Below are 23,160 nucleotides of genomic sequence, written 5' to 3' on the forward strand. Positions count from 1 at the left end.
CAAGCGATCCGCGTCCCCTGTGGGAGCGGCTCCTACAGGGGACACATCTTCGTCAACGCCACTCGCTATAGGGCTCCAGCGGTGTCACCGGCAGTGCCAGGTTACCCCGCCACGGCTCGAACAGGTAGCGCAGGTAGAGCATGCCATGGCTAGGCGCATAGTCATCACTGTGCTGCCAGTCGAAGCCGGCGCCCAACACCCAATGGTCGCTCAGGCGCCGCTCGAACAGCCCACGCAGGCGGTAGCCAAGCCCGCTGCTGTCACTGGCGTCGTTCGTGGCGTCGATGTTGGTGTCAACGTCATACTGCGCCAGCACCTTGCGGTTGACGTGCGCGTCCGGGTACAGGCGGCTGCGGCCGCTGTGGGCCTGGGACCAGCTGACAGAGCCTTCCAGCAGCACCGACCAATCGTAGTTGCGCCAGGCATAACTGACTGGCACGCCAACCGATGTGTAGCGCTGCGGGCTGTAGTAACCGCCCTGCCCCAGGCTGTAGCCGCCCAGGTCCTTGTCGTGACGCCAGTGCATCAGCGTCAGGCCCACGCGCACGCGCTCGTCGGCTTTTTCCACCACCCGGTGGTACCAGCCAGCCATGGCCCGGGTGCGCTGGTTGTCGGCAACGTTCTCGCCATACAGCCAGTGGTGCCCCAGGCTGGCCCAGACCCCGTTATCACCGCCCTGGTCCCAGCTCAGGCCGAGCGTGGCGCCATTGGCCGTGACCCCGCCCCAGCGCACGCCCGTCGGGCGGTCACGTGCCCCCGCAAAGGATAACAGCGAGTTGCTCATCGGCCGCCGCGAAGTGGTCAGCGACCAGCCGACCTGACCGAGGTCGCCATTGACCGTCGCGCCACCCAACCAGTTGTTGATGGCGTAGCCTTGGGTGGTACCCAGGTCGAAGGCCCAGCGGCTGCCCTGCCAACCCAGCGCCAGAACGCTACCGTCCGCCGTTTGCGAACCGCCCTCGCACGCAGGGAGCGATTTCCCGTCAGCGGTGCGGCCAACAAACTGGCAACTACCGAAATCCGGGGTATAGCGCTGTTGGTTGTTCTGCTCGAATGAGCCCGCATCCATGCCGATGCGCTCCACCCGCGCAAAGGCGGTGCCGTCCTGCCAAGGAGTATCGACATGCAGCAAGGTCGACTGGGTGCTGAGTTCGGACGTGCCCGGCGTACCGTCGTCCTCGCGCCAACCGTAGTCGTGCATCAGCGTCACATGGGTATTGCGCTGGCGATACAGTGCATCGACGTCGCTGCGCAGGCTGCGCGCCAGCCAGTCGTCGCCGTCCTGCTCACGGCTGGACAGTGTCAGTGCACGGTCATCCCGTGGCGACACGGCGGTACGCTCAAGCAACTGCGCATCGGCCATCGCTGCGGCGTAAAGGTCCAGCGCCCGTTGCGGGTCATCCTGTGCCACCAGGCGGGCAGCGTCACGCCGCAATAATGGATCGGGACGCGACTGCTGCGCCGCGATCTGGTCGAGCATTCTGGCCGCTTGGTCGTGTTCACCCAAGGCGACCCACACCGCCGCCAGGCGCCTCTGGGCGTTACTGTCATCGGCGGCCAGTTGGGGCACCTGCACAGCCAGCATGTGCCGGGCCTGTGCCAGGTTGCCTTCGGCCACCGCGCTTTCGATCACGCCAAGGCGCGCTTGGGGTTGCCCAGGCTGCGCGGCAAGCACGCGCTGGTAATAGCCGCGCGCCTTGGCAGGATCACCGTTCGCCGCTGCCCAGTCTGCCAACAGCATCAGGTCGTCGTTGCTGCCTTCGCCACGCGCCAGGCTGGCCTCGAGCAGGCTGGTCGCTTCAGCCGTGCGGCCTTGCGCCTGCAACTGCTGCGCCGAGGCCAAGGTCATGCGACGGCGGATACGCTGCTCCAGCGCATGCATGTCATTGCTCCAGGCGCCCTGGGGCACCGCGCCCAGGCTGTCCAGGGCCAGCGCATCGCGGTCGCTCGACTCCAGGAACAGGCCGTGGGCATAGCGGGTAGATGGATCGCCCGGCTGGCGCTGCACGATCCTGGCGAATGCCGCATCGGCCTCGGCGGTGCGCCCCAGATGGCGCAGGCTGTTGGCCAGCTGGTAGACCAGCCACGGCTCGTCGGGGGCCAAGGCCGTGGCCTGGCCCAGCGCAAGGCTGGCCGCGGCCCAGTCTTCGCGCTGCAGGGCTGCATCACCTTGTTGGCGCAGGCGTGCCAGCTCCAGGTTGCGGCGCAGGCTGGCGAACTGCGCTTGCTGCCGAGGCGGCAGGCTGTCCAGGTACGCCCGCGCCTTGTCGGGCGATTGCCCCTGGTACACACGCATCAGCCCGCGCACGGCACTTTCGTTATCCGGTGCCATTCGCCGAACCTGCAGGAACTGCCGCTCGGCGGCCGCTGTATCGCCCTCGGCCAGCGAGACATCCGCCAGCCCCAGCAAGGCGAATTCCTCCTTCGGGTTCTGCCGGCGTGCCTGCTGGTAGAAGACGCGCGCACCACGCATGTCTTTCGCCTGCAGTGCCCGCTCACCTTTGTGGAGCAGCGCCCAATACCGGCTGGACGACTCCAGGTCCTTCCACTGGCTGATCCAGTAGGTGTCCTGCTCCTTGGCACTTGCCGCGCGGAACGCCACATTGGCGTCCTCATAGCGGCTTTGCCGCATCAGCGCATAACCCAGGGCGCCATGCAAACGGGCATCGTCCGGGTACTGGCGCAGCGCCCGGCGCAACTGCGCCTCGGCTTCGGCGTTACGGCCCTTGTCGAGCAATGCCATGCCCCGCTGGCCTGCCTGCCAGGACGGGTCGGCCAGCAGTTTGCGCTGCTGTTGCAGGGCCTCACTGGCCTGCGCCAGCAGCGGTGAGGCAGGGTAGCGCTGGAGGAACGCTTGCCAGGCCGCCGCACTAGCGGCACTCACTGCTTGCCCGGACAGGTAGTCGAACTCACGCTGGGCAGCGGCATCCCGTGCAACAGGGTCGCGCGCCAGCTGATCGAGCAAGGCCAAGGCTTCACGGTCGCGATTTTCCGCGAACAGCCAGCCGGCCAAGGTCTGGCGTAGCCCGGCACTGCCCGGGTACTGCCGGTCCAGTTGCTGAAACTGCCTGATCGCCTCAGGGCGCTGGCCTGGCAGGTTGCCGCGCACGCGCCAGTAATCCAGGGCCAGCTCAAGGCTTGGCGGTTCGCCTGCGAACAGTTGTTCATAGGCCGCCAGCGCCTCTTCATTGCGCCCGGTGACAGCCAGCAGACGGGCCTGCTGCAAGCGCCTCGCGCGCTCCGGTTGCTGCAGATCGAGCAGGCGCCTGGCCTGGCGTGCCTGCAAGCTGCCAGGCGCGATGGCACTGATCCGGGCGCTCAACTGCTCGGCCTCGGTGCTGTTCTTTTCACGCAATGCCAGGCTCAAGGCTGCCAGCAACACATCCGGGTTGCGTGGCTCGAGCAATTGCAGCCGCCCCAGTGCATTGCGCACCAGGTCGTCACGATGCAGCGCTTCGCCTCGACGCACCTGGTCCAGCAGCCATTGGCGCTGTTCGTCGGCATCCTTGGGTTGCGCCGTGGCCTGGCAGGTCACCGCCGCGAGCATCAGCACACCAATCATTCGCTGCATGGCGCACTCCAGGCCGGCAACAGGCGGCCGTGCGGGTCAAAACGGTAACGGCCTTGGTCCCAGCCCTGGCCAAACAGCGCCAGCACCTGGCTGTAATAGGCCTTGGCTTCGGCTGGCTGCTCGCGCAAACGCTGACGCTGGGCCGCCAGGCCCGCGACATGCTCTGGCGATGCCGCCAGCAACGGCAGCAACGCTGCAGAGAAACCTGTCGGGCCATGGCCGCTGGCAACACCGCTATGCGCATCCACATGCTCTGGCGGCAGCCCTTGGCGCGTGGTCAATGCCGCCATAGGGGCATAGTGGGCCACCAGTTCGGCACGCCCCGTCGCGTCCTCGGCCAGCATGCCGACCCACAGGTAGACGCGGATAGCGTCGTAGTCACCTTCATTGCCGTGTTGCGGGTCCGCTGCCGGTTCACCGGCTGGCGTCCACAACAGCCAGTCCGGGGCAAAGCCCTTTGGCGACGAAGCCAGCCACAAGCGCTGCGTGTTGGCCGCCAGTTCGCCCCACAGCGGATCGACCAGGCTGAAGCGCTCGAACAACTGCAGCGGCAAATAGCTGGGGTTCAAGCGGACACCGCGGGCATCCTCGAAGCCGTAGTCTCCCGGCAGCAGCATCACCCCCAGGCCCGGCAGCTTGCGCACGGTCTGCGCGGCGATACGCCACAGCAGGCGCTGGCCCAGCTGCGTGTAGGTCGGCTCGTCCCACAATCGCCCGGCTTCCAGCAGGCTGTAGGCAATCCACAGGTCGGCATCGCTGGCGTTGTTGGCATCCAGTACCTGCCACTGATGCTGGCCGTTACGGCCCCACAGCCAGGCGGGCAGATGCCGGGCCAGGTCGCCCTCCGCCAGGTTGTTGCTGGTCCAACGCAGCAACTGAGCGAAGGCTTGCCGGTCATTGCCAACCAGGGCAAAGAACAGCGCATAGCTCTGCCCTTCCGAGGTGGTGATCAGGCGCTCGTCGCTCGGGTCGATAACCCGACCGTCGACACTCACCAGTTCGGCCTTGAAGCGGTCCCAGGCGGGCCATGGGCAGGCCGGCGCGGCGTTGACGAAAACGGGCAGGCCCAAAGCGACCAGCCCTACCAGCAACTGGCGCATCTTCACCCCGCCTCACCCAGGCGGCGCTTGCCTGCCCAGCGCAGGGCCCGCCACAACAGGAAGGCGAACAGCACCACGCAAATGGCCGCAATCGCCGCCAGCAGCACCGGGTGTTCGGACAGGTGGAACCACAGCAGCAGCCACCACGGCAGCGCCCCAACAAAGTAGTGCTCGCCGACGAACTGGCTGGTGACGCCGCTGCTGCGTACCAGCGACACCGAACCGGCTACCGCATCGAGCTTGCCCACATCGCCGAGCACATCGCGCAGCAACGCGTAATCGCTATCGCTGTTGGCCAGCAGGGCGACCACGCTGCGCTGCTCGTGGAACGGCGACTTCAACCCGGTGATGGCCGCAATGGGCGCCTGCGCGCTGACTGCCACACGGCTGCTCGCGGCCACCGGCGCGGTATCGAAGCGCTGACTGCCCGGTAGTCCCGCGCTACGGCCTTGCAGCAGCCAGTCCCGCTGGGCGCTGAGCAGCAGGCCAAGGTTGGGCGCATCCCCCAGGGCCTCGGGCAGGCTGCCGAGCAGCAGCAGATCGGCATCGGCCGCTGCGGCCTTCTTCCAGTCATCGACCAGCCGCAGGCCAAGCGCCGGGTAGCCGATCTGCCCGGCCAGCCCGCCGACCGCATCGAGCAAGGTGCCCACCTGCATCGCCGTGGGCTTGGCCGGCATGATGACCAGCGTTTCGGAAAGGTCGGCCATGCGGCTGAACGGGAAGCCGCTGCGGGCGAATGCGCGCAGGTCGGGCATGGCGATGTAGTGGTGGTAGCCGGACAGGTCAATGGTCGAGTTGTCGTCGATCGCCGCACGCACGTCCACTGGCAACGAAGTCTGGCAGCGGTCGCGCTGGGCGCTGCCCAGGGTGCTGGCAAAGCTGAAATCGAAGCGCAGGCGGTTGCGGTCGCCGATCTTCAACGCCGGTACCAGCGACTTCTCGGTCAATGCGGTGTTGTCCCCTGACAGCACCGCCAGGCGCATTTCCTCGAGCGTTCCGCCGCGACGGTCATTACCCACCAGCGGCATGCTGGTGATGTACTGGTCATTGACGCTGATGCTCAGGCGCGATTCGTCGGTCACTGCCGGGGCCGTGTAGCGGTACAGCGTACGCAGCGGAATGCCCTGGTTACGCCACACGAACAAGTCGGGCGGCAGGTTCAGCTCCAAAGTCACCGGCTGCGGTTGCAGGCCGCTGACCTGCAACTGCTCGGGGTAATCGAGCAGCTCGGCGAAGCGTACCGGGCGGTCGGTGCGTGTCCAGTTCGGCGCATCGTAGGGCTGGCGCGGTTGCAGTGCCGTCATCTGCTCCACCTTTACCCGGGCACCACGGAACAGGTTGTTGCCAACCGCCAGCGCCGTGGCGGCCTTGACCAGGTCGTCGTCGTTGCGGCCCAGCACCAGCAGCACCTTGCTGAAGCGGTCGTCCGGGTGGTCGATCATCTGTAGCACCGGCCCGTCGACCGGCGGGAACTGCTGCAGGTCGGCGAGGAAGGCCGGGCGACGGTCGTTACTGGCAAACACGATGCTCGGCGTGGGTTTGTCGCCTCGGGCCGGCAGGCTGTTATACAGCACCGGGAAAGTCGTCTTGCGCCAACCGGCCTGGCTGCCGAAATAGGACGCCAGGATCGCCGCCGCACGCTGCTCACCCAGGCTTGGTACGCCGCTGAACACCACCGGCAGCGTTACCTTGCCGGTGTCACGCACGTCAAAGAACGGCAGCGGGAAATACGCCAGGTCGTTGTCCAGGGCCAGGGCCTGTTCGTGCAGCAGCACCTGGCTCTTGCGGTTCAGGTTCAACCACAGGCCGCTGTTCGCCGGGTCTTCGCAGATGTCGGTGTAATGCCCGACGAACTCCAGGCGTACCCGGTTGAAATCGCTGAGCAGCTTCGGGTCCAGCGGCAGCTGGCGGCGCACGCGCTGGCCAAGCTGATCCTTCTCCACCGGCACCACCCCCATCAGCTCGTCGTTGAGGTACACGCGCAGATGCGACAGGTTCGGCAACAGCGCGGGCGAAGGCGTGTAGTCCAGCTGCAGGCTGGCGTCTGTGGCCAGGCGGTCGCGCCGCAAGCCGAATTCGATATGCTCGCTGTTACGCACCCCCAGCAACAGGCTGTCGGACGCATGCCCGAGCTGCTCGAAGGTTTTCGCAACCGGCCAGTTCGGTACCGTGGGTACGGCTGGCTCGGCAAACGGGGCTACAGAAGCGGCAGCGGCGCTCTGCGACAAGGCAGCAAACAGCGCCATCGCCAGGCCCCAGGTACGCGCGGGATAACCAGTCATCATGCGTCTCGATCAACAGGGTTCATGGAAGGGACAGGCCACGGTGTGCGGGGCCTGTAGCTGGCCAGCCAGTGCGCCAGCGCATACAGTGGGCGCAGCCAGGCCCGCACCCATGGCGGCATGTGCTCGACCAGCCGCAGGTAACCGACACCACCCAGCTTCAGCACGTCGACCAGGCTGCGCAGCGGGCGATCGACCTCGTGCTGCTCGCTCCAGCCAAGCCAGGCATCGGCGCGGGCAAAGGTGCAGTGGACCAGGTCGATACGCTGTTGCTGGCTGAGGTCGTGGAACACCAGGCCCACGTGTTGCCCAACGGTACGGGTGACACAGGCCTGGAAGGCGAACTCGCGCTGGCCACGGTTTAGCAGCAGGCGCACCCGCTCCCCCGCTTTCAACTCAAGGCCCTGGTGCAATTGCAGGCCGACACCGCCGTCGGAGTAATCAACCAGGGCGCAGGGGAAGGCGTGCCCACTGGACAGCACCAGCCCCGCCGGCAAGCGCATCCGCACCCGGTGGGCGCGGCGCACCTGGCGTACTTCGGCGGCCACGGCGACGGCGGCACCGATGATCAGCAGGTTGTAGATCACCCACAGCGAGCTGACGATCACCGTGCCGATTTCCGCCGCCGGGCCGGTGAACAGGCGCCACACGGCAAAGCCCAGGCCGGCTACGTTTAGCGCCGCCAGCCACAGGTAGGGTTGGGCGATACGCCAGTCGAACTGCTCTTGCGTCATCAAGCCGCCCTTGGCGGTGACGTTGAACTTGCCCTTCTTCGGCGCGAACAGCGCAACCGTGGTCGGGCGGGCGATATACCAGGCCAGCACGGTCTCGTACACCTCGCCCCAGAAGGTCTGCCGGTACTTGCCCTGCATGCGCGAGTTGGTCAGGCTGGCGTGGATCATGTGCGGCAGCACGTACAGCAGGATCATCAACGCCGGTGCATAGATGATGTAGGCATGCAGCAACAGGAACGCCAGCGGCGCCGTCAGGAACACCAGCCTTGGCAGGCCGGCCAGGAAGTGCAACATCGCGTTGGCATAGCACACCCGCTGGAACAGGCTTAGCCCGCGGCCGAACAGCGGGTTGTCGGTGCGGAAGATCTGCACCATGCCACGGGCCCAGCGAATGCGCTGGCCGATATGCGCCGACAGGCTCTCGGTGGCCAGGCCAGCCGCCTGTGGAATGCTCAGGTAGGCCGATGACCAACCCTGGCGGTGCATGCGCAAGGCAGTATGGGCATCTTCGGTCACGGTTTCGACGGCGAACCCGCCGATGCTTTCCAGCGCGGTACGGCGCAGCACGGCACACGAGCCGCAGAAGAACGCCGCGTTCCACATGTCGTTGCCGTCCTGGATCAGGCCGTAGAACAGCTCCCCTTCATTGGGGCGACGGCGGAACGAGCCCAGGTTGCGCTCGAACGGGTCAGGCGAGAAGAAATGATGCGGCGTCTGCACCAGCGCCAGCTTCGGGTCCTTGAGGAACCAGCCCACGGTCATTTGCAGGAAGGAACGCACCGGCACGTGGTCGCAGTCGAAAATGGCAATCAGCTCGCTGTCGGTCACGCCCAGCGCATGGTTGAGGTTGCCTGCCTTGGCATGCTTGCTGTCCGGCCGCACGATGTAGCCCACCCCTACTTCGTCGGCGAACGCACGAAACGCGTCGCGCCGGCCGTCATCGAGGATATAGATGCGCAGGCACTCGCGCGGCCAGTCCAGGCCCAGGGCAGCCAGCACTGTAGTGCGGACCACCGACAAGTCTTCGTTGTAGGTGGGGATCATCAGATCGACGGTCGGCCAGTGCGCCGGATTTGCCGGCAGGTTCGCCGGCTTGCGCTGCAACGGCCAGCTGGTCTGGATGTAGCCCAGGATCAGCACGAACCACGAATAGGTTTCTGCCGCCAGCAGGATCACCCCACACACCAGGCCGATGGTGTCGTTCCAGTTCAGGGTCGAGGTGTAGCGCCACCACAGGTAGCGGCAGGAGATGAGGGTCGACAGCACGATCAGCATCAGGGTCGGGAAGCGGCCCGGTATGTGCCGCACCAGCATGGCGATGCCCAGCAACAGGCAGATGAACACCAGTTGCGCCAGATAACCGAACGGCTCGGTCACGCACAGTACGGCCAGGCCGATGGCACCCAAGGTCAGCACGCTGTAGAACGCCCACCGGGCGAACACGCTCAAGCCGCGCAGACGTGCCGAGGCTTCCTGCTTGAAAGCACTGGCGTGGTAGCGCGCAGGCAGCTGCTGCAGGCGGTCGATCAAAAGGCCACGGCAGTGGCTCAGTACCTGCCGCATACTGCGCAGCTGCGCACGCACTGCGGCCCAGGCATGGCGAGCAACCCCCGGTTCACGTGGCAGCGGTTGGCGCCGGACCAGCAGCCACAGGCTCTGAATCAGCAGGCGCAGTGGGTCGCCCAGGCTTGGGCGCTTGCCCTCCAGTTGCGGGTACAGGCGCTGTCGCTCGGCCAACAGGGCCTGCCAGGCAGGTGACTCCAGGCGCAGGAACAGGAAGGCCAGCCACACGCCCAGGGTAAACAGCCAGGCGATCGGCTGCCGTGCACCGCGAGCGCTGAACCAGCTGTAAGCCGACAGGGGAGTCAGGGTCATGACTGGCGCCTCGTCAGGCAGCGCACCGCCAGGCTCTGCACGTCCCGGCAAGCCAGGCTCTGCGGCGCATAATGGCCGAGCGGTGCCTTGCACGCCAGGGCCTCGAGGAAGGCCTCGTCGCGGTGCACCACCTGGATTGGCAAGCGATCACGGAACAGGTCACGCCACACCATCAACAGGTCACTCTGCAAGCGGCTGGCCGGATCGTAACGGTTGACCAGCAACAGGTCGTAGTGCTCGGTCGGGCGGCGCCCGAGCAGCAGATGGCTGGCCATTTCGGCCTCCGCCACCAACACACGCACATCGGTTTCGACGCTTTGGCCACCGGCATCGGCCGGCAGTTGCGGCAGGTCGAACAGCAACCAGTCGAAGTGTTCGGCCAGCTCGGCCTGGCGAGCACTCCAGGCTTGAGCGTCGGGCAAAGGCTGCCGTGTGCCGGCAGGCAGATAGCCGAACGGTATCAGGCACAGGCCATCGAACACCTCGTACATGGCATCGCTGAACGGCCGCCCTTCCCGCTCGGCAAGCGCCCAGCCCTCGCGCGTGTCGAGGGGCAGGTTGAAGTGCAGCCCGAGCAGGTTGCTCGGGCACAGGTCGATCAGCAACACCCGCTCACCTGCGCCCTGCAGCGCATAACCCAGCGCAGCCAGCAAGGCGCTGCGCCCCAGGCCACCGCGTACCCCATGCAACGCCAGGCTGGTCATGGCAACAGCACCTCGCGCCGCGACGCCGTCGCATACAACGTGCCCTGGGCGCTGGCCCGGCAGCTTTCGCCCAGCAGCGGCCAGCGCTGCAGGGCCTGCTGGACACCCACCAGCATAGAGATGTCCTGATAGTTCAGGTCCGGCATGTCCAGGTGCTGGCGTAACTGGGCGATATCGTCGCTGCGGTCGGCCGGGTCTGCTTTGCCAGTGATCATGGGCGCTCCTTCGGGATAGGCTGCCAGTCGGGCTGGCCCTGCAGGCGCATGTAGGCGCGCCCCTGGTAGTTCAGTACCTGTGCACCTGAGGTTTCCGCGACCTGTACGGTGGTCGGCAGGTCGCTCAGCAGGCTGGGCACATCCAGCACCTGCTGCTGGCCCAGGCCCGCATACACGCGCGAGATCAGCTCGGACAGCGCCAGGTAGCTGGTGGGTGCCGAGACGTGCAGCGGCTCATTGCGAGCAGGCTGGCTCATGCCGATGAACTTCAGGCCAACCGGCACATGGGTAATCGATGGTGTGGGGATTTCACGCATGCCCGACAGCTGCATGCGGTCGCCATGCAGCGCGGCGCCATGTTCCGGGACGATGGCCACGACCACACGGCGGCCGCTGCGCTCCAGCTCATCGAGGAAGCTGCCCAGTTCGCCGAGCAGGCGGGTGGCACGGGTGGCATAATCGGCCACCCGCGTACCACCGTCGGCGGTGACGATACGGTTGCCGTCATGCAGGCTGATGCTGTTGTAGAACAGTGATACATGCTCGACCGGGCTACTGTTGCGCTGCCTCCACCAACGGCGCAGCACCTCCAGGTCGCTGGCGATTGGCGAACCGTCGAAGCCGACCAGTGCCCGCGGGAAGTCGGTGTTGCGCATGCCGGGTTGCGGCATGTGTTGCTGGGTAATGTCGCCAATGAAGTTGTCGAAGCGGCCGCTATGGTTGAGCAAGGTGTTGCTCTGGAAGCCAAGCCTGGCCAGGTTCTGGAACAACAGGCACTGCTCCGGGGCGGGCTGGTACAGGCCGGCGTGGGACGACTGCCCGCAACTGGCACGCAACACGCGGATGGCAGCCGGCCCGCTGTAGGATGTGGCCGAGTTGAACTGGTCGAAGATCACGTCCAGGCGCGAGAACAGCGGGTTGTCACGCAGCCCGACAGCGGACAGGTCATCCCAGGCCAGCGAACAGATGTTGATCACCAGCAGGTCAAACGGCTGCTCATCGGCCTTCATGGTCGGGAATGCTGTCACCCGTTCACGCTCGCTGGCGAAGAACCGCTCCAGCCAACTGTCGAGCGTGGCGTTATCGGCAACCGTAGTGGCCTGCGCCTGCTCCGCGGAGCTGGCAGCCGCTGCGCCGGGCGCCTGGGCCGCGTTCAACCCCAGTGATGGCAGGCCGCCGACAGCCAGCCACGCAAGCCCCAGCAGGCTCAGGGTGCTCAGGCGCAACCAATGGCGAAGGTACAGGTAGCCCACCAGCAACAACACCAGCGCGCCCAGCAGGTTCCAGTTGATGAAACGGCCAAGCAGTTCGAGCAGGTAGTCCCACGAGAAATCCAATACCCCCGGCTGCGCCAGCAGGCGGCTGAAGGGCGGCAGCCAGGTGTCCTGGTAGAACAGCGCGATGCCAATCGGTACTGCCACCAGTTGCCGCGCAATACGCAGCCACTTGCCCGGCAATGGCACCAGCAGAAACGCAGCAAACAGCAGGTTCGGCAGCGCCTGGAAATCGAGCATGCCAAGGGCGACCAGCAGGAACTTGGCCAGGAAATAGAGGTTCCATCCTCCCAGCCCAGGCCACCGGGCCGGTACCGGGAGAGTGGCAGATGTATTAGTCATTACGGGGTTCCCGGCGTGCAGCGCGGTGGCGTACGCCCAGCGGTTTCAGGTAACGGGGTGGAAGACGGCGGCGCAACCAGCCGCGCAGCATGGCGCAAAGGCGCACCAGCAGCAGGAGCAGCGCCAGGGTGACCAGCGCCGTGATGCCGATCACTTGCAGCAATTGCACGAAATTCATGCCCTACCTCGCTTACCCAGAACGACCCGGCGCGGCGCCAGGGCCGACCGTGCCTGGGCGGGCAGGTGCGCCGCCGCGTCGAGCCGGGGCGGCCGTGGTACTTGGTCGTCGAGGAAGGCCGGAGTGGCCAGGCTATCGATACCGGCAAGCACCTCCTGGCTGATGAACAGCTCTTTCCACGACAACTGGAAGATATGGTCAAGCGCTTGCTCGACGCCTTCGGAGCGGCAGGCGAACAGGAACAGAAACAACATGTCGCCTACCACGCAGGCGATGTCGCCGTCGCGGCGGAACACCGTGCGCGAGCAGGCTTGCAACGGGGTCAGGCCAGGGGCCGGACGCAACACCAGCAACTGGTGAACGATTTCGCCGTTGCGCACCCCGTGCCACATGGTCTGCACGGCTTCGGCGAACGCGCGCGGCGCCACCAGCCCGCAAATGGCCAACGGCCGAAGGCGTGCGAGCAAGGCATCGAAATCACTTGGCAGGTGCCGGCGCCAGAGGTAACCCTGGATGCTCTCGACCATGGTCAGGAAGCGCGACAGGCTGGCGCCGAACGGTACGATCTGGCTGGCCCCGCAGGCCAGCAGCAGTTGTTCATCCTGGTAGCGCAGGGTTGGCGCCATCTCGCGCACCACCAGCTTCAGAGCACTGCCACGTAACTGGCGCAAGCGGTGCAACTGGCGCGCCAGACTATCCAGGCGCTGCCCACCGTCCATGGCAAAGATGACCGTGGCGGAAACCGCCCGGCCGGCTTTGGCACCCAGTTCCTCGAGCCCGTCGCAGACCTGCCAGTGCTCGGAGAAGGCTGGCGCACCTTCCAGCACCTGGCGCTGGGCCAGGCACAAAAGCTCGTCGCCACCGGTATCGGTGTGTGCCTGCGGCGCCCCGGCAGCGGCAAAGCCGGCGTCAAGCCGCGCCAGTTCCACATCGCGCGTGCCGGTTTTGCCGAGTGGGTTGCTCCAGAAATGCTGCAGGTAGCGCACCCCGCCTTTGCCGCGATACACCTGGGCCAGCCCATCGACGGCCTGGTTGAATGCGCGCAGGCGGTCTACCAGGCCGGCGCTCTGGCCACTGCTGATGACCAGCAATAACGCGGCTTCGGCCAACAACACCGGGCGCAGCGTATCGCACCAGCGTTCGACGTTGCCGCTACCCCAAACGTCGGCAGGCACCAACAACACCAGCACACGCCCGGCGGCATCGATACGCGGCAGGTCATCGGCCAGGCGCAGGGCGGCTTGCGGGTTGGCTTCGTACAGCGCCAGTCCGGCGGGGCCCTGCGCAGCATCGAGCGCACCCAACACGTCACCCATCGCTTGCGCATCGGCGATCAGGGCTGCCCGAACGTGCTCGGGCAACCCTCCGACCACCTGGCGGCATAGCAAGGTGGCATCTTCTGTGCTGTCACAGGCCAACCAATACAGTCCTTGTACATGAAGCTGGCTGCTTTCGGCGCCTAAGCCGGAAATAGCCAACCACGGCATTCCATTTGTCAAAACACTGACTCTGCAAAGTAAATTGAAATGGCTTGAAAGGTAAGTGTGGCTCATCCACAGCTGACGCTTCATGACTTACGTCAAAAAAACGACAAATTCATGAGCCGACATCAAAACACGTCAATTATACAGCGCTCAGGCAAAATGAAATCAAGCCGAAATGTAATAAATTGCAAAGCTTTGTTAACAACAGGCGTAGGGTCAGTGTCAGTCAGTTAAGGTTTGCCGGCTTGACTGAGGCTGCTTTGCAGCCCCCGCCCGGCTTGTCGGCAGACGAATACCTCGCTGTGCGTTATGGCTACCGGTCAAGCAAGAACTGATGCTTCGGAGACAAGCATGCTTCGTATCTTTGAGCGCTGGCTCGATCCTTTCCCACCCGACGAGGTGCCGCCGCCGCCGGTGGGCCTGTTGCGCTTCATGTGGGCCTGTACCCGCGGCGCCCGAGGCTACATCCTGGCGTTGGCATTGCTCAGTGCCGGGGTATCGATCTATGAAGCCTGGCTGTTTGCCTTCCTCGGCCAGGTGGTCGACCTGCTCTCGGCCTGGCAGGCCGGCGGCACCGTTGGCCCCGAAGAAACCCGTGTGCTGTGGGGCATCGGCATCGTCCTGCTGGTAAGCATCGGGCTGGTGGCGCTGCGTACCATGGTTCAGCACCAGGTACTGGCGATCAACTTGCCGCTGCGACTGCGTTGGGACTTTCACCGGCTGATGCTGCGCCAGAGCTTGTCGTTCTTCTCTGACGAGTTTTCCGGCCGGGTCACCACCAAGGTAATGCAGACGGCGCTGGCAGTGCGCGATGTGCTGTTTACCATCATCGAAATCCTGCCCGGGATCGGCGTGTACTTCATCGCGATCATTGCCCTGGCCGGGGGCTTTGCCCTGCAACTGATGCTGCCATTCATTGCCTGGGTCGTACTGTTCGGCTTGGCCATGCTGTATTTCGTACCACGCCTGGGCAAGGTCGGCCAGGAGCAGGCCAATGCCCGATCGTCGATGACGGGACGGGTTTCCGACGCCTACACCAACATCACCACGGTGAAACTGTTCTCGCACGCCAATCGCGAAGCGCACTTCGCGCGCGCAGCCATGGAGGACTTCAAACAGACCGGCTTTCGCCAGATGCGTCTGGTCAGTCAGTTCGAAATCGTCAACCAGGCGCTGGTGGTGGGCTTGATCATTGCTGCCGGCGGCTATGCGCTATGGCTGTTGCACCAAGGCCAGGTCGGCGCCGGAGCGGTGGCGGCGATTACCGCCATGGCCTTGCGTATCAACGGCATGTCGCACTGGATCATGTGGGAGATAACCTCCCTGTTCGAGAACATCGGTACCGTGCAGGACGGCATGGCCACCCTCACCCGCGGCCCCAAGGTAAAGGATGCGCCGGATGCTGCCGAGTTGGTAACCACGGGGGGCGCGGTGAGTTTCGACAAGGTCAGCTTCAACTACAACGGCGAGCGCCAGGTGCTCGACAACCTGAGCCTGCACATCCGCCCGGGTGAGAAAGTCGGGTTGGTGGGCCGCTCCGGCGCTGGCAAGTCCACTTTGATCAACCTGCTGCTGCGCTTCTACGACGTGGACAGCGGGGAAATCCGCATCGACGGGCAGAACGTGGCCGAGGTCACCCAGGACAGCCTGCGCGCCGCCATCGGCATGGTCACCCAGGACACCTCGCTGCTGCACCGTTCGATTCGCGATAACATCGCCTATGGCCGCCCCGATGCGACCGAGGCGCAGATCCGTGCCGCTGCGGCCAATGCCCAGGCCGATGGTTTCATCAGCCAGCTCAGCGACCGCCAGGGCAACAGCGGTTACGACACGCTGGTGGGAGAGCGTGGCATCAAGCTGTCTGGTGGCCAGCGCCAGCGCATCGCCATTGCCCGGGTGATGCTGAAGAACGCGCCGATCCTGCTGCTGGACGAAGCCACCAGTGCGCTGGACTCGGAAGTGGAAGTGGCCATTCAGGAGAGCCTGGATGAAATGATGCAGGGCAAGACCGTCATCGCCATCGCCCATCGGTTGTCGACGATTGCTGCCATGGACCGGCTGATCGTGATGGATGAAGGGCACATCATCGAGCAAGGCACCCATGCGGAACTGCTGGCAAGGAATGGTACTTATGCGCGGTTGTGGCAGCACCAGAGCGGCGGGTTCCTGGGTGAAGACCAGGGCGTGGCCGAGGCGACGGAGTAGGCCTGTATGGAAGCGGGCCCGGCGAACACCGGCAAAGCCGGTGCCGTGCACCGCGTTGCCTGCTTCGTCGACATCCATCAGTTTTCCATCGCGACGATGGACTGAGCTCAATGTCGTGCTCAACCAGCCGACACCAGAAGATGGCACAATGCCTTGATTCAGCCTCTGTCATTCACAAGGGACTATCAATGGCACTCTTCCTACAAAAGCCCGTTTTCTGGAACCCTCGACACTATCAGCAACCTGCGGGACATCATGCCACCAGCGGTTACCCCAAAGCGACAGGCTATGGGCATGAAGAATGGAACAACGCCTCCCGCATGCTGCTGGAAGAAGGTGGACGGCGCTATCGTGTATTTCATACCGAAGGCGTAGGGACTGCCCCGGTTCAAGAAAACGTCGGCCAGACCTTCATTTTCATGACCGCATCTCATGACGGCATCCAACAGCTTGTGGGTATTGCGGGCAGTGCGATGGGCCTGATGGGGGATGCATTCCGCAAAGAGCGCGAGCGCATCGTGCGTAAGTTGTCACTTCGGCAACTGTGGAAAGATGCCTGGCAGATTCCAAACGTTCAGACCCGCTACGAGCAAGACCGTGAGGCCTTCCTTGAGCACTGGGATACAGACCTTCACTGGATACCGAACTGGCTGTGCCCGGAAGAGCTTTTCTGGTGGCTCGACAACCCGGTAACACTCAACGCTCAGCAGATAACCGGCAAAGAACGACTGCTCAACATGTTCGGAAGCTACACCCAACTCGACTTGGCGACTGTAGGTAAGTTGATGCAGAGTATTCCGCAATCACAGCGGACCGAACAGTGGACACGCATACACGATGCCATTCAATGTGCACCGGAGGAATCGTTACCATCAGGTGAAACACCTGAGGTGCATGCGCACGCCACTACTGCCCTTGCAACCATCAATGCACGCCGTGGCCAGGGCCGCTTCCGCCTGGACCTGCTGCAAAAGTGGAACGGTGCCTGCGCAGTTTCTGGGCTCGACTGCTTGAGCGTACTCAGGGCATCGCATATCAAACCTTGGGCAGACTCTAACGCCGTTGAACGGCTTGACAGCCACAATGGCCTTCTTCTGTCAGCAAATCTGGATGCGCTGTTCGACAAAGGCCTGATCAGCTTCGAGGATAGCGGTCAGATGCTCATCAGCCCACAGCTCAGCGCCGCACACCTCAGTGTCCTGGGCCTACCCAAGCCTTTGCGCTTGGTGCATCCAGAGGCTACCCCCTACCTTGACCACCATCGAAGATTCGTCTTCCGCAGCGCATGATGATGCGAATAACCTGGGGGCTCCGCCATAGATCCTAGTCCTCAACCAAACACATGCGAATACCGGCGCAGCACCGGGTTGAACGGGTTGATCCGCTCGCCAATCGCCGCAGCCTCGCGCTTGAGCAGTGCCACCACGGTCGGAGCCGGTCCCATACACCGTTTTGGACGCTTCGCGGCGGTTCGACACGCCCGTTTCTCATAGAACAACACATAACTCATTGAGTTGGCAGGGACCTTGTGGGAGCGGGCGTGCCCGCGAACACCGGCGCAGCCGGTGCCAGGCACTGTGTTGGATTCTTCGCGGCTAAAGCCGCTCCCACAGGGTACGCGGGCCGCTTGCGAATTCAGTGCTCTACGCGACAGCGCAGCCCAAAGGACTGGGCGATCTCCCACAGGAACTCCCGAACCGTACCGCCTCAATCCAGCACCGGCCGCAACAGCGCCTGCGCCTCATACAGGGTCGGCAAATACCGCAAGCGTATTTCATCCACACTCAACCGCGAAGCATGGGTGGTGATGGTCAACGTCGCTTTCAGCCGGCCGGCCCGATCCAGCAGTGGCACACCCAATACACGCATGCCGATTTCATACTCCTGATCCACGATACAGAACCCCTGCCCCTTCACGCGCAGCAACTCCGCCTCCAGCTGCACCCGGTCCGTCTGTGTATAAGGCGTCAGCCCCCGCAGCGGGTTACGCGCAAAGTACTCATCTCGCTCCCCCTCATCCAGCCAGGCCAGCCAGACGCGCCCGCCAGCGGTGCAATACATCGGCACCCGCGAACCCGGCCTGATCGACAACGAGGCCACATGACTGTAGCGGCTGCGCACCAGGTGGATAATCTCATCACCATCTCGGGTACCCACCGATACATGCTCCTGGGTCTGCCGCGCCACTTGCTCGACAATCGGCCGTAGCATGCGCGGCAGCTGCGCCGAGTCCACATACGCCTGACCGAGGCGCAAGGCCTTGGGCGTCAGCCAGTACTCGCGGCTGTCAGTTTCGGCAAAGCCTTCGTGCACCAAGGTCAAAAGAAACCGCCGCGCGGCACTGGGGCTAAGGCCGGACAACCTGGCTGCCTGGGGCACGCTCAGGCGCGGCTGATCGGCGCTGAACTGCTGCATCAGCGCAAGGCCCTTCTGCAAGCCAGCGATCAGGTCACGGGGGTGGATAGCGGGGTTGCTCATCAATTCGACTCGCAAGAAGGGGTGAAAACAGCCGGTTAACGCGATAACCGGATCGATAGCGCGATTAGCGCACTAAAGACCCGATCAGCGCATTGTTGCCAACACTCCCTTGCCTCACCCTTGCCCTCCATAACAACGCCAATAAGGAGGTCAGCATGATTCGTGGTTCTACTGAACTGGTCGCCATCGTCGGTTCGCCCATTGCCCAGGTGAAGTCCCCCGAAAACTTCAATACCTGGTTCGCCAACAACAACTGCAACCTCGCCATGCTGCCCATCGACCTGCAGGAAGCCGCGCTGGATACCTTTACCGACACACTGCGCGGCTGGCAGAACCTGCGCGGTTGCGTGGTCACCGTGCCGTACAAGCAGGCCCTGGCCAACCGCCTGGACGGCCTGAGCGAACGCGCAGCCGCCCTCGGCTCGGTCAATGTCATTCGCCGTGAGCGTGACGGTCGCCTGCTGGGCGACAACGTGGACGGCGCCGGCTTCCTCGGTGCAGCGCGCAAACATGGCTTCGATCCGACGGGCAAGCGCGCGTTGGTGGTCGGTTGTGGTGGGGTCGGCAGTGCCATCGCCTATGCACTGGGCGAGGCCGGCATCGCCAGCGTCACCCTCAGCGACCCCAGCACGGCGCGCATCGGCGCTGTATGCGAACTGCTCGGCAATGCCTTCCCCGCGGTCGAAATCGTCACCCGGGTCGACGGCTTGGAAGGCTTCGATCTGCTGGTCAACGCCTCCCCGGTCGGCATGGGTAGCAGCGCGGAGTTGCCGCTGCCTGCCGCCCTGCTCGCCACCTTGCAACCCGAAACGCTGGTCGCCGACGTGGTCACCTCGCCCGAGATCACCCCGCTGCTGAACCGGGCACGCCAGGTTGGCTGCGCGGTACAGACCGGCCCGGAAATGGCCTTCGCCCAACTCGGCCATCTGGGCGCCTTCATGGGCGTCACGCCGCTGGAGATCTGAAGCCATGCCGACGCTTGAACTCGCGCAACACAACTTTGACCTGGTCGTGCTGGGCAGTGGCGCCGCTGGCTTTGCCACTGCCGCCACGGCCGCCCGCCGTGGGCTGAAAGTGCTGGTGGTGGAAAAGGCCGAGCACTTTGGCGGCACCTCGGCGATTTCCGGCGGGGCGGTGTGGCTCTATGGTACCGATCAAGCCCGCGCCGCTGGTGTCAAGGACTCCCCCGAGGCCATCCGCACCTACCTCAAGCAGGTCATCGGCGATGGCTACGACCCCGCCTTGATCGACGCCTTCATCGAGCATGGCCACCAGGCGCTGCGCTGGCTGGAGCAGAACACCGAACTGCGCTACGCCCTGCGCCCGTACTCGCCGGACTACTACCCGGACGCACCTGGTGCCACCCAGTTTGGCCGGGCGCTGGAGATGGTCGAGTACGACGGCAAGCAGCTCGGCCCGCACTTCAATGACCTACAGATGCCGCCGCCTGGCATGCTGTTGTTCGGCGGCATGATGGTCAACCGCGTGGATATCCAGCATTTTCTCAGTATTCGCCGCTCGCCCAGGTCGCTGTGGCATTGCCTCAAGCTGATGGCGCGTTACGCGCGGGACCGCTTGCACCACCCGCGCGGCACGCGGCTTACCACTGGCAACGCCTTGATCGCCCGCCTGGCCAGCAGCGCCTTCGCCCATGGCACGCAGCTGTGGTTGCGCAGCGAAGCCGTGGAGCTGATCGTCGAACGCGGCGTGGTCGCCGGCGTGGTAGTGCAACGCGAAGGGCGCCGTGAACGGGTGCTGGCCCGTGGCGGAGTGGTGTGCGCCATGGGCGGGTTCGCTGCAGGCGCGCTCGCCGACAGCTACCGGCCGGTCCGGCAAGCGCCGCACCTGACCATGTCACCGCCCACCAATGACGGTGCTGCCCTGCGCCTTGGCCAAGCCGTGGCCGCAGCCCAGGGTGAGGGCCTGGTGGCCAACTTCTTCTGGGCGCCGGTTTCCGAACTGCGCCATGCCAGTGGCGAGCATGAGCGCTTTCCGCACCTGGTCACCGACCGCGCCAAACCGGGCGTGATCGCGGTAAACCCGGACGGGCGACGCTTCGTCAATGAGTCCGACTCCTACCACCACTTCGTGCAAACCATGTTCGCCAACGGCATTGCCAGCTGCTGGCTGGTCTGCGATGCCGAGGCGATGAACCGCTACGGCCTGGGCCTGGCACGGCCAAAGCCGGTGGACAACCAGGCATTGATCGACGCTGGCTACCTGCACCGCGCCACAACAGCGCAGGCCCTGGCCCAGGCCATCGGCGTCGACCCACAAGTGTTCATGCAGACCCTGGAGCAGTTCAACACCGACGCCCGTAACGGCATCGACCGCGCGTTCGGCAAAGGCGGCAACAGCTACAACCGCTACATGGGCGACCCGCAACACACACCGAACCCGTGCCTGGCGCCGCTGACCCGCGGACCGTTCTACGCCATCCGCCTCCACACTGGCGACCTCGGCTCGGCTTGCGGGCTGGTAACCAATGCCGATGCCAATGTGCTGAACCGCAATGGTCACCCCATTACCGGGCTGTATGCAGTCGGCAACGACATGAACTCACTGATGAAAGGCACCTACCCCGGCCCCGGTATCACCCTGGGCCCTGCCCTCACCTTCGGCTGGCTTGCTGCCAACCACATCGTCGCGCGCCTGCAGGCGCCGACCACCCACAGGGAGACCCCAGCATGTACTACGAACTGAGAACCTACACCCTCGACCCACTGAAAATGGCCGACTGGCTGAGCCTGTACCAAAGCCACGCGCTGGAAGTGCAAAGCGAGCACCTGGGTAACCTGGTCGGCTTTTTCACCAGCGAGTTCGGCGAGGTCAACCAGGTGGTGCATATCTGGGGCTATGCCAGCCTCGACGAACGCGTGGCACGGCGCGCAGCCATGGCGGCGGACCCGCGTTGGGTAGAGTTCTCACGACGCAATCGCGAGCTGGGCGCGGTGCTGCGCTTGCAGTCGCGCCTGCTGCGGCCCACCGGTTTTTCGCCGCTGCAGTAAAACCTTCCTCCAACGCCTGAGCGGAACCCCACCATGCAACCCCTCGAATGTGACGTACTCGTCATCGGCTCCGGTGCCTCTGGCCTGGCGACCGCCGTTACTGCCGCACATCACGGCCTGCAGGTGATCGTCGCGGAAAAAGCCAACCAGCTGGGCGGCACCAGCGCCTGGTCGGGGGGCTGGCTGTGGATTCCGCGCAACCCGTTGGCCATCGCCGAAGGCATCGTCGAGCGCGACGATGCCCCGGAGCGCTACCTGCGCGCGCAAACCCACGTCAGCGACCTGGACCCGCGCCAGCTCGCCTTCCTGCGTCACGGCCCGGAGATGGTAGCGTTCTTTCAGCAGCACACTGCCGTCCAGTTCCAGTCCGGCAGCCGCATGCCCGACATGCGCGAAGGCGACGGCAGCGCACGCGGTGGCCGTTCGCTGTGCGCACTGCCATACGACGGGCGCCTGCTCGGGCCCTGGCTGCACAAGCTGCGCCCACCGCTGGACATCGTCAGCCTGGCCGGCATGGGCATTGCCGGCGGCGCCGACATGACTGCGTTCTTCAACGCCACGCGCTCGCCCAAGGCGGCGCTGCATGTGGGCAAGCGCCTGCTGCACCATGCCCGCGACCTGCTGCTGCACCGGCGTGGCCTGCAACTGGTCAATGGCAACGCGCTGGTGGCACGCCTGTTGCGCAGCGCCCTGGACCTTGGCGTGACGCTGCTGACCGACAAGCCGGCCAGCCGCCTGCTGGGCGAAGGCCGGGTCAGCGGCGCGCAGTTTGCCGACGGCCAGGTGATCCACGCCCGCCGCGGTGTGGTGCTGGCCTGCGGTGGCTTTGCGCATGATTGCCAGCGCATCGCGCAACTGATGCCCCATGCGCCGGACGGTGACCTGCATTACTCCGCCGCACCATGGGAAAACAGCGGCGACGGCCTGCGCCTGGGCGAACAGGCCGGTGGCAGGGTCCCCACGACTGCGGCCCATGCAGGCGCTTGGGCACCTGTGTCACAGGTGCCGCGCAGCGACGGCAGTTTCGGCCATTTCCCGCACTTGATCGACCGCGCCAAGCCCGGCTTCATCGCCGTGCGCCGCGATGGCCGGCGCTTCGTCAACGAGGCCGATTGCTACCACGACTTCATGAACGCGCTGTTCGCCGCCACGCCGCAGGGGGAAGCGCCGGAAGCCTGGCTGATCTGCGACCACGCCGCGCAACGTCGCTATGGTATTGGCTGGGCCAAGCCCTTCCCTTTCCCCACCCGCCACTATCAACGCTGCGGTTACCTGCACAGCGGTCGCACGCTGGCGCAACTGGCGCAGCGCTGCGGGATCGATGCCGAGCAGTTGCAGCGCACGGTGGACGGCTTCAACCGCCATGCAGCCCAGGGGGAGGACCCGGTTTTCCAGCGTGGCGTATCGGCCTACAACCGGACCCAGGGCGAGCCGTTGCAGGTACCCAATCCATCGCTGCGACCATTGTTGAACGGGCCGTATCACGCAGTGAAACTGTTGCCGGGCAGCCTGGGTACCTTTGCCGGCCTGGCAACAGACAGTGCCGCCCGCGTGCTGGACCATGCGATGCAGCCGATTCCGGGGCTGTATGCGGTGGGCAACGACATGCACAGCGTGATGGGCGGGTATTACCCAAGCGGCGGTATTACCTTGGGGCCGGGGATGACATTCGGTTACCTGGTCGGTAAAGCGTTGAGCAGCTTATAGGCT

16 protein-coding genes and 1 pseudogene are annotated in these 23,160 nt (G+C 64.9%); 6 read left to right on the top strand and 11 right to left on the bottom strand.

Features of this window, described 5'->3' with window-relative positions; all coding sequences use genetic code 11:
* Positions 1-52: 52 nt before the first annotated feature.
* Genes bcsC through bcsE form a run of 9 tightly spaced genes read right to left on the bottom strand, consistent with a single transcriptional unit; the run spans position 53 to position 13,762 of the window.
* Positions 53-3,571, bottom strand: coding sequence for a cellulose synthase complex outer membrane protein BcsC (bcsC, locus tag CAY82_RS08485; RefSeq protein WP_087500823.1), 3,519 nt, complete (start codon positions 3,569-3,571; stop codon positions 53-55).
* Positions 3,559-4,671 (bottom strand): cellulose synthase complex periplasmic endoglucanase BcsZ, encoded by a 1,113-nt coding sequence (gene bcsZ, locus CAY82_RS08490; RefSeq protein ID WP_087500824.1) that lies wholly within the window; start codon positions 4,669-4,671, stop codon positions 3,559-3,561. Before bcsZ ends, bcsC begins: the two co-directional genes overlap by 13 nt.
* Before the next feature lie 2 nt (positions 4,672-4,673).
* Positions 4,674-6,956, bottom strand: coding sequence for a cellulose biosynthesis cyclic di-GMP-binding regulatory protein BcsB (gene bcsB / locus CAY82_RS08495; protein WP_087500825.1), 2,283 nt, complete (start codon positions 6,954-6,956; stop codon positions 4,674-4,676).
* Complete coding sequence (gene bcsA / locus CAY82_RS08500) at positions 6,953-9,562, bottom strand: UDP-forming cellulose synthase catalytic subunit (protein WP_087500826.1); 2,610 nt, start codon at positions 9,560-9,562, stop codon at positions 6,953-6,955. The genes bcsB and bcsA overlap by 4 nt, the downstream gene beginning before the upstream one ends.
* Positions 9,559-10,266: a cellulose biosynthesis protein BcsQ gene (gene bcsQ, locus CAY82_RS08505; protein ID WP_087500827.1), complete on the bottom strand. Its 708-nt coding sequence runs from the start codon at positions 10,264-10,266 to the stop codon at positions 9,559-9,561. Before bcsQ ends, bcsA begins: the two co-directional genes overlap by 4 nt.
* The gene (gene bcsR / locus CAY82_RS08510; RefSeq protein WP_087500828.1) at positions 10,263-10,481 is read right to left on the bottom strand and encodes a cellulose biosynthesis protein BcsR; all 219 of its coding nucleotides are present in this window, start codon (positions 10,479-10,481) and stop codon (positions 10,263-10,265) included. The genes bcsQ and bcsR overlap by 4 nt, the downstream gene beginning before the upstream one ends.
* The gene (gene bcsG / locus CAY82_RS08515; RefSeq protein ID WP_087500829.1) at positions 10,478-12,097 is read right to left on the bottom strand and encodes a cellulose biosynthesis protein BcsG; all 1,620 of its coding nucleotides are present in this window, start codon (positions 12,095-12,097) and stop codon (positions 10,478-10,480) included. The genes bcsR and bcsG overlap by 4 nt, the downstream gene beginning before the upstream one ends.
* Positions 12,090-12,275, bottom strand: coding sequence for a cellulose biosynthesis protein BcsF (gene bcsF / locus CAY82_RS08520; RefSeq protein ID WP_087500830.1), 186 nt, complete (start codon positions 12,273-12,275; stop codon positions 12,090-12,092). The genes bcsG and bcsF overlap by 8 nt, the downstream gene beginning before the upstream one ends.
* Complete coding sequence (bcsE, locus tag CAY82_RS08525; protein WP_087500831.1) at positions 12,272-13,762, bottom strand: cellulose biosynthesis protein BcsE; 1,491 nt, start codon at positions 13,760-13,762, stop codon at positions 12,272-12,274. The genes bcsF and bcsE overlap by 4 nt, the downstream gene beginning before the upstream one ends.
* 348 nt (positions 13,763-14,110) lie before the next feature.
* On the opposite strand from bcsE, the gene CAY82_RS08530 reads away from it, so the two are divergent.
* Together CAY82_RS08530 and CAY82_RS08535 are read left to right on the top strand one after the other, a co-directional pair.
* The gene (locus CAY82_RS08530; RefSeq protein WP_087500832.1) at positions 14,111-15,964 is read left to right on the top strand and encodes an ABC transporter ATP-binding protein; all 1,854 of its coding nucleotides are present in this window, start codon (positions 14,111-14,113) and stop codon (positions 15,962-15,964) included.
* A gap of 188 nt (positions 15,965-16,152) precedes the next feature.
* Entirely contained in the window at positions 16,153-17,253 is a 1,101-nt protein-coding gene (locus tag CAY82_RS08535; RefSeq protein ID WP_087500833.1) for an HNH endonuclease, read from the top strand.
* 41 nt (positions 17,254-17,294) lie between these two features.
* Here the strand turns inward: CAY82_RS08535 and CAY82_RS25915 are convergent.
* A pseudogene (locus CAY82_RS25915) lies at positions 17,295-17,408 on the bottom strand (IclR family transcriptional regulator); the annotation flags it as partial.
* A gap of 263 nt (positions 17,409-17,671) precedes the next feature.
* On the bottom strand, positions 17,672-18,442 hold the full coding sequence (locus CAY82_RS08545) for an IclR family transcriptional regulator (protein ID WP_087500835.1): 771 nt from the start codon (positions 18,440-18,442) through the stop codon (positions 17,672-17,674).
* Between the two features lie 155 nt (positions 18,443-18,597).
* On the opposite strand from CAY82_RS08545, the gene CAY82_RS08550 reads away from it, so the two are divergent.
* Genes CAY82_RS08550 through CAY82_RS08565 form a run of 4 tightly spaced genes read left to right on the top strand, consistent with a single transcriptional unit; the run spans position 18,598 to position 23,157 of the window.
* Entirely contained in the window at positions 18,598-19,407 is an 810-nt protein-coding gene (locus CAY82_RS08550) for a shikimate dehydrogenase (RefSeq protein ID WP_087500836.1), read from the top strand.
* Between the two features lie 4 nt (positions 19,408-19,411).
* Positions 19,412-21,145 carry an FAD-dependent oxidoreductase gene (locus tag CAY82_RS08555; protein WP_087500837.1) on the top strand — a complete coding sequence of 578 codons (1,734 nt, stop codon included), beginning with the start codon at positions 19,412-19,414 and terminating at the stop codon, positions 21,143-21,145.
* A complete protein-coding gene (locus CAY82_RS08560; protein ID WP_087500838.1) occupies positions 21,130-21,450 on the top strand; it encodes an NIPSNAP family protein in 321 nt (106 codons plus the stop codon). The genes CAY82_RS08555 and CAY82_RS08560 overlap by 16 nt, the downstream gene beginning before the upstream one ends.
* Positions 21,451-21,483: 33 nt before the next feature.
* Positions 21,484-23,157, top strand: a complete 1,674-nt coding sequence (locus CAY82_RS08565) for an FAD-dependent oxidoreductase (protein WP_087500839.1) — start codon at positions 21,484-21,486, stop codon at positions 23,155-23,157.
* The last annotated feature ends 3 nt before the right edge of the window (positions 23,158-23,160 follow it).

It is taken from the genome of Pseudomonas sp. SID14000, assembly GCF_002165135.1.
Taxonomy (GTDB): Bacteria; Pseudomonadota; Gammaproteobacteria; order Pseudomonadales; family Pseudomonadaceae; genus Aquipseudomonas.